Origin of the sequence: Micromonospora maritima (assembly GCF_902825405.1) — a bacterium.
GTDB classification, from domain to species: Bacteria; Actinomycetota; Actinomycetes; order Mycobacteriales; family Micromonosporaceae; genus Micromonospora; species Micromonospora maritima.
In genome coordinates this window covers 1-1753 of the sequence record NZ_CADEAU010000777.1, presented here as the reverse complement: position 1 = coordinate 1753, position 1753 = coordinate 1, and the positions used below count along the sequence as shown (strand labels likewise).

The window sequence follows — 1753 nt, the reverse complement described above, 5'->3', positions numbered from 1 at the left end:
CAGGTCGGCCCGGTCGGGCAGGCGCAGCCGGGCGCTGAGCCGCAGCGCGTTGGCGCGCAGCGTCTCCCCGGCCGTCTCGTCGCCGAGCACCCGGGCGGTCCACGCGGTGCAGCGGGCCGGGTCGGCGAGGTCGCCGAGGAACTCCACGGCCAGCGCGGACAGCGACCGGACCGCCAGCGCGGACGGGTCCTCGCCCCGGTTGAGCTGATCGGCGACGCCCTCGGCGACCAGCCACTCCATCACCGAGGTGTGGATGAACCCGAACAGGCCGTCGTCGGTGCGCACGAGCAGGCTGCCGGCACCGACCGCGTGCGCGGCCTGCGGCCCCGACAACCGGGACTCGGCCCGCCCGGCGAGCTGGCCGGTGGCCTCGGTCAGTTCGGCCAGCCGCAGGTAGGACTCGCCGCTCTCCCACAGCTGGAACGCCAGCCGGCTCACCGCCTGCCACAGCTCGGGCCGGCGCAGGTTCACCGGCGCCCCCGGGATGCCCTGGGTCCGCCGTTCCTCGAAGTCCAGCCAGGACTCCAGGATCTCCCGGTAGAGCGCGGCGGCGCTGAACGTGCCGCCGGCCCCGGCGACCGCGGCCAGCCGCCCCTCGTCGAGGTTGGCGATGAAGCCGAGCATGCGCGGGTTGCGGGAGAGGCCGAGCAGGTCCTTGACGCCGGCGAGCAGGTTCAACCGCTCGCGGGCGGCCTGCTCGTCGCCGCCGTACCGGTTGCGCAGGAACGCCTCGATCTGGCCGGGCGTGAAGTCCTCCACGGCCAGCACCCGGCGGTGCGGCAGCAGGCCGACCCGCTCACCCAGCGCGGTCAGCACCTGCGAGTTGGTCTTGAAGTGCTGGGTCCGGCTGCTCACCACGATCTTCGCGTTGCCCTCGGCCGCCTGGAGCAGCGTCTCCAGGTGGTCGGCCGCCCGGTCGTAGGTCACCCGCGCCACCAGCTCGTCGAACCCGTCGAAGAGCAGCACGATCCGGCCCTGCCGCAGCATGTAGCGGAACGCCTTGAGGTCGATCACCTGCTCGCCGTGGTTGGCCAGGTGCGCGGCGACCAGCCCGTCCACGGAGTGCGCCTTGTCCAGCGCGCGCAGCTCGACCAGGATCGGGATCAGGTCCGGCGCGGCGGTGGGCAGCCGGCGGGCCACCTCGCGCAGCGCGAACGTCTTGCCGCGCCCGAAGTCGCCGAGCACCAGCACGAACCGGCCGTCCGGGGCGGACACGGTCTCCAGCAACTCGTCCACCACGTCGTCGCGGATCCGCTGGTCGGCGCCGACCAGGTGGCGGTAGCGCTGCGGCACGTACTGCCCGGGCGGGTAGAGCCGGTCGGCCTGCAGCCGGGCGGTCTGCGCGGCGACGTAGTCGCGCAGGTCGAGCAGGCCCTGGAACTCGGTCAGGTGCAGCAGGCGTACGCCGCGCCGCTGCGCCTCCTCGGCCAGCCCGCGCGGCGCCCGGTCGCCGTCGTAGACCAGCTCGGAGCCGAGGTCCGGGTCGGTGGCGTGGACCCGGCGGGCGAAGCGGTCCACGTCGGCCGGCCCGGGGGTGCCCACGTACGCGCCGACCCGCTGCTGCCGGACCACCCCGTCGGAGCGGTAGCTGACGTACAGGTGCGGCGGGTCGGCCTCGACCCGGCGCACCACCACCCGGTCGTAGCGGGCCTCACAGACCTCGCCGAGCCGGTCGAGCAGCCGGTCCAGCGGCGAGCGCGGCGCCGCCACCGGGGCGGCGGGCTCCCCCTGGGTCGGGCCTTCCACGGCGGCC

At 75.1% G+C, this 1753-nt stretch carries 1 protein-coding gene; it reads right to left on the bottom strand.

From position 1 onward, the window contains the following. Nucleotides 1–1710: NACHT domain-containing protein (locus HUW36_RS32185; protein ID WP_246248430.1), on the bottom strand; the 1710-nt coding region annotated here is incomplete at its 3' end. Between the last annotated feature and the right edge of the window lie 43 nt (nt 1711–1753).